The sequence below is a fragment of the Campylobacter sp. BCW_6871 genome (assembly GCF_001762325.1).
GTDB lineage: Bacteria > Campylobacterota > Campylobacteria > Campylobacterales > Campylobacteraceae > Campylobacter_D > Campylobacter_D jejuni.
Genome location: NZ_MJWQ01000026.1, coordinates 1 through 902 on the forward strand (window position 1 = coordinate 1; position 902 = coordinate 902).

The window sequence follows — 902 nt, forward strand, 5'->3', positions numbered from 1 at the left end:
CAAGACATAACTCTATCCCTCAATGGCAATATCCAATCTTCTTTTCTTTTAGAATTTTTAGAACAAGTAAATAAAATAATCAAAAACAAACACAAAAGAATTATATTTGTAGGACATTCATTGGGTGGGTATTTAGCTCAAATGGCTTTGATATATTGCGATATTAAATATAAAGACAAATTATCTTTTAGCCCTAATGAAGTTTATACTTTTAATTCCCCTAGTGTTTATGGTTGGAATTTTCCTAATATAGCTATATTTTAATTTTTAAAAAAGTAGAATAATTTTATTAAAAATATTAAAAAGGAAAATAAATGGGTGCATTTCGTAAGTTTTATATTGTTTGGGTAGTATTTTGTATAAGTGGGTTTGTTATTTCTCCTGCTGTAGGGCATAATCCAAATAGAGTGTATGAATTTTTTGTAATGCTAGGTTGGATTATTTTTCCTTTAATTCTATTAATGCTTTATCGCTTTTTTTCTCTTTGTGAAATAAAGTTTTTGTATATAGCATTGCTATTGTTACTTTATTATCCTATAGCTTTGATATTATATTACATGTTTTATTATCATAATAGTTTTTATGTTACATTATATATTTTTTTGTCATTATTTAAATAAAGGATAATTTTGCAAGAAAAAATCAATGAATTAAAAGATTATGCAGAACTTGCACAAGCTAGTTATTTTTATTTTGATTTAGAAGATTGTATATTGCAAGAAAATGAAACTATTATTACCTTAAATGAGCTTTTAAACTTAAGCTATAATGGCAAAATAGCTGGAAAAAAAGAAAAGGTCGGACAAAAATATAGTTTTATTAGTAAAGGTAAACTCAACGGAGAATTTGGAGAATTACAGACTAAAAATTTCATTCAAAGATATGAGGTTCAATTTCATCAG

The 902-nt window shown here is 24.9% G+C and carries 1 protein-coding gene and 1 pseudogene; both read left to right on the forward strand.

The features are described 5' to 3' along the window. Positions 1-264, forward strand: a 264-nt coding sequence (locus tag AJ930_RS02555; protein ID WP_070274799.1) for a lipase family protein, incomplete at its 5' end; no start/stop codon positions are given. A 365-nt stretch (positions 265-629) separates the two neighbouring features. Beyond that, a pseudogene (locus tag AJ930_RS02565) lies at positions 630-902 on the forward strand (hypothetical protein); the annotation flags it as partial.